The sequence below is a fragment of the Hydrogenophaga sp. genome, assembly GCF_031426985.1.
Lineage (GTDB): Bacteria > Pseudomonadota > Gammaproteobacteria > Burkholderiales > Burkholderiaceae_C > Hydrogenophaga.
The window spans coordinates 1-4,013 of the sequence record NZ_JASJOY010000005.1; the positions used below are offsets into that span (position 1 = coordinate 1).

Genomic DNA, 4,013 nt, shown 5'->3' on the forward strand with positions numbered 1-4,013 from the left:
GCCGCTCCAGCTCGCGCTTGGCGCGGTTCACGTCGGCGATGTTGGTGCGCTCGTGGCTGAGCAGGTGCTTGGCGTAGGTCCAGCCCTTGTTCTCTTCGCCGATCAGGTTCTCGGCTGGCACCCGGACGTTGTCGAAGAAGACCTCGTTGACCTCGCACTCGCCGTCCAGCAGCTTGATCGGGCGCACCGTCACGCCGGGCGACTTCATGTCGATCAGCAGGAAGCTGATGCCGGTCTGGGGCTTGCCTTCGGTGCTGGTGCGCACCAGGCAGAAGATCCACTCGCCGTACTGGCCCAGCGTGGTCCAGGTCTTCTGGCCGTTGACCAGGTAGTGGTCGCCCTGGCGCTCGGCACGGGTCTTGACCGAGGCCAGGTCGGAGCCCGAACCCGGTTCGCTGTAGCCCTGGCTCCACCACACGTCGCCGCTGGCGATGCCAGGCAGGAAACGTTCCTGCTGTTCCTTGTTGCCGAAGGCCATGATCACCGGGGCCACCATCACCGGGCCAAAAGGCACGATGCGCGGCGCGCCGGCCAGGGCGCATTCCTCTTCGAACAGGTGCTTCTGCACAGCCGTCCAGCCCGGGCCGCCAAACGCCGCGGGCCAGCCGTAGCCCAGCCAGCCCTTGCTGCCCAGAATCCTGGCCCAGCGCTGCATGTCGTCGCGCGAGAGGCGCAGCGCGTGGTGGACCTTGTGGGCGATGTCGGCGGGCAGGTGCTCCTTGACCCAGCCGCGAATCTCGTCGCGGAACGCCTGCTCTTGCGGCGTGAATGCCAAATCCATGCTTGTCTCCGTGTGGGTGGAATCAACACGGAGTTTGGCACGACCGTTCGTTTTTGTGGTGTCCGGGTCGTGACATGGGGCCCCCACGCTCCGCCGCTGCGCGGGTCGCTGCCCCCCGGGGGGGGGCTGGGCCTGCCTTGGGGCGGCCCGGCGGCTGGCCCGGTGCCCCCACGTTGCGTCGTTTGCGGGTCAGGCCCCCAGTTGCTGTCGCAGGTCGTTCAGCTGTGTCTGCAGCTGCGCCACCGTGTCTTCCAGTGCCGCCACGCGGCGGGTCAGGGTGATCAGCTCTTCCTCGCTGGCGCCCCCGTTGCCCGATGCGGCGGCCGGCACCGACAGGTCCACCGGGCCGCACAGCAGGTGCGCCCAGCGCTGCTCGCGTGCGCCCGGGGCGCGCGGCAGCTTGACCACCAGCGGGCCGCCCTTGTCGTCGCTGCGGTCCTGCAGCTCTTCGAGGAACGCGTCCACCGAGGCGATGTCCAGGAACTTGTACCAGCGTTCGGTGTTGATGCGCAGTTCGCCCGCCGTCTGAGGGCCGCGCAGCATCAGCAGGCCCAGCAGCACGGCCGACTGGTCGGGCACGCCCACCACGCGCAGGAAGTTGTGTTCGTAACGGGTGGCGCGGCCGCCACTGGTCTCGAACACCAGGCTGAGCTGGCGCAGCTCGTCCAGCGCCTCGCTGATCTCGGCCTCGGTCAGGTTGAGCACCGGCTCGCGTGCGGTCTTCTGGTTGCAGCCACTTTGCAGGCTGTTGAGGGTGAGCGGGTAGCTGTCGGGCACGGTGCGTGCCTTTTCCATCAGGGTGGCGAGCACCCGGGCTTCGGTGGACGAGAGGGGACGGGTGCGGACATCGAGGTTCATTACACTTGCGGGCCTTCTGTGCTGATTGGTTGGTTGTGATTCGCGCCGTGAACAAAAACATCGTCATTCTCATCTCTGGCAGCGGCTCCAACATGGCCGCCATCGTGAACGCGTCGCTCAAGCGGCGCTGGCGCGAGCGCTGGGGCGCGCAGGTGGCGGCGGTCATCAGCAACAAGGCCGATGCCGGTGGCCTGGTCTTTGCCCGCGAACACCACATCGCCACCGCCACGCTGGACCACAAGGCCTTTGCCTCGCGCGAAGACTTCGACGCCGCGCTGATGGCCGAGATCGACCGCCACGCGCCGGCGCTGGTGGTGCTGGCCGGCTTCATGCGCATCCTCACGCCCGGCTTCGTGGGGCATTACGAAGGTCGGCTGGTGAACATCCACCCCAGCCTGCTGCCCGCGTTCCCGGGCCTGCACACGCACCAGCGCGCCATCGACGCCGGCTGCCGCTTTGCCGGCTGCACCGTGCACCAGGTGACCGCCGAACTCGACCATGGCGAGTACCTGGACCAGGCGGTGGTGCCGGTCCTGCCCGGCGACACCGCCCAGACCCTGGCGGCGCGCGTGCTGACGCAGGAACACCTCATCTATCCGCGGGTGGTCGAGCGCCTGATCGCGCCCGCGCGCTGAGGGCCGGAGGGGCGTCCGCCGGGCGCACCGCGGTGCCGGCGCCGCCGTGCGGGGTGGGACAAGCGGGGTGGGACAATGGCCCGATGGCCCGACCCAAATCCGCTTCCCACGACCTCCGGCGCGAAGAAATCCTCGACGTGGCGGCCCAGTGTTTTGCGCAGCAGAGCTTTCCTGCGGCCAGCATGAACCACATCGCCACCGCGTGCGGGGCCAGCAAGGCCCGGCTCTACCACTACTACGAGAGCAAGGAAGCGATCCTGTTCGACCTGCTGGACCGCTACACCCAGCGCCTGCTGGCGCTGATCGGCGAGGCCGAGGCCCATGCCCAGCGCCAGAACCTCAGCGAACGCGAGGCCCTGCACGCGCTGGTGCGCGCCTTCCTGTCCGAGTACGAGACCTCGGCCACGCGCCACGTGGCCCTGGTGTCGGACACCAAGTTCCTGGGCCAGACGCAGCGCGAGCTGATCCTCAACCGCCAGCGCGACGTGGTGGCCGCGTTCACCCGCTTTCTCAAACGCGCCTACCCCGACCGCGTGACCCCCGCCAACCAGACCGCGCTGACCATGATGCTGTTCGGCATGATCAACTGGACCTTCACCTGGCTGCGCCCGGGCGGCCCCATGAGCTACGCCGGCTTCGCCGACGAGGTGGTGGCGACGCTGGAAAAGGGCTTCGGGGCCTGAGGGTTGATTGTTTACTTATGCGTAATTGATTTCGTTTAGGTAAAATTTCGGCGATGGTGCGATCCGCGCCGCCGCCACCCCCCACAGGAGACCCCATGAGCAAAGCCTTCGCTTCCCAGGCCGATCTGGACGACAAGCAGATCACCTTCGAACAACTGAGCCCGCACTGCTGGGCCTACACCGCCGAAGGCGACCCGAACTCGGGCGTGATCATTGGCGACGACTTCATCATGGTCAGCGACGCCACCGCCACGCCGGCCATGGCGCGCGACCTGATCGCCAAGATCCGCACCGTCAGCGACAAGCCCATCAAGTACGTGCTGCTCACCCACTACCACGCGGTGCGCGTGCTGGGCGCCAGCGCCTACTTCGCCGAAGGCGCGACCGAAATCATCGCCAGCCAGGGCACGCTGGAGCTGATCCGCGAGCGCGGCGCGCAGGACATGAAGAGCGAGATGGAGCGTTTCCCGCGCCTGTTCCGCGGCGCCGAATCGGTGCCCGGCCTGACCTGGCCGAGCATGGTCATCGGGGGCGGCGACCCCACCAAGGGCGAGGTGCCCGGCAAGCTGTCCATCAACCTCGGCGGTGTGGTGGTGCAGATCTGGAGCCCCGGTTACGGCCACACCCGCGGCGACACCATCGCCTGGGTGGAAGAAGAAAAAGTGCTGTTCAGCGGCGACCTGGTCGAGTACGAAGCCGGCGTCTACACCGGCGACGCCCAGCTCGAAGAATGGCCCGCCACGCTGGAGGCGCTGCGCGCACTGAAGGCCGAGTTCATCGTGCCCGGCCGCGGTGAAGCCATGAAGGGCAACGCCAACGTGAACAAGGCGCTGGACTACACCCAGCGCTGGGTCACCACGCTGTTCCAGGCCGGCAAGGAAGCCGCCGCCGCCGGCATGGACCTCAAGGCCGCCATGGCCCACACCCGCAAGAGCATGGACCCGGTCTTCGGCCACGTGTTCATCTACGAACACTGCCTGCCGTTCGACGTGACCCGCGCGTATGACGAGGCCAGCGGCATCAAGAACCCGCGCATCTGGACCGCCGAGCGCGACA

General features: G+C 67.8%; 5 protein-coding genes. 3 read left to right on the plus strand and 2 right to left on the minus strand.

All coding sequences use genetic code 11. The features are described from left to right. Both RMP09_RS00960 and RMP09_RS00965 read right to left on the minus strand, forming a co-directional pair. The coding region (locus RMP09_RS00960; RefSeq protein WP_310564137.1) for an acyl-CoA dehydrogenase family protein at positions 1-781 on the minus strand (781 nt) is incomplete at its 3' end. Positions 782-970: 189 nt separating this feature from the next. After that, a complete protein-coding gene (locus tag RMP09_RS00965) occupies positions 971-1,639 on the minus strand; it encodes a YceH family protein (RefSeq protein ID WP_310564138.1) in 669 nt (222 codons plus the stop codon). A gap of 47 nt (positions 1,640-1,686) precedes the next feature. On the opposite strand from RMP09_RS00965, the gene purN reads away from it, so the two are divergent. From purN to RMP09_RS00980, 3 genes are all read left to right on the plus strand, one after another. Then, positions 1,687-2,274: a phosphoribosylglycinamide formyltransferase gene (gene purN, locus RMP09_RS00970; protein ID WP_310564139.1), complete on the plus strand. Its 588-nt coding sequence runs from the start codon at positions 1,687-1,689 to the stop codon at positions 2,272-2,274. Positions 2,275-2,357: 83 nt separating this feature from the next. Further along, a complete protein-coding gene (locus RMP09_RS00975) occupies positions 2,358-2,957 on the plus strand; it encodes a TetR/AcrR family transcriptional regulator (protein WP_310564140.1) in 600 nt (199 codons plus the stop codon). Positions 2,958-3,052: 95 nt separating this feature from the next. Next, positions 3,053-4,013: MBL fold metallo-hydrolase (locus RMP09_RS00980; RefSeq protein ID WP_310564141.1), on the plus strand; the 961-nt coding region annotated here is incomplete at its 3' end.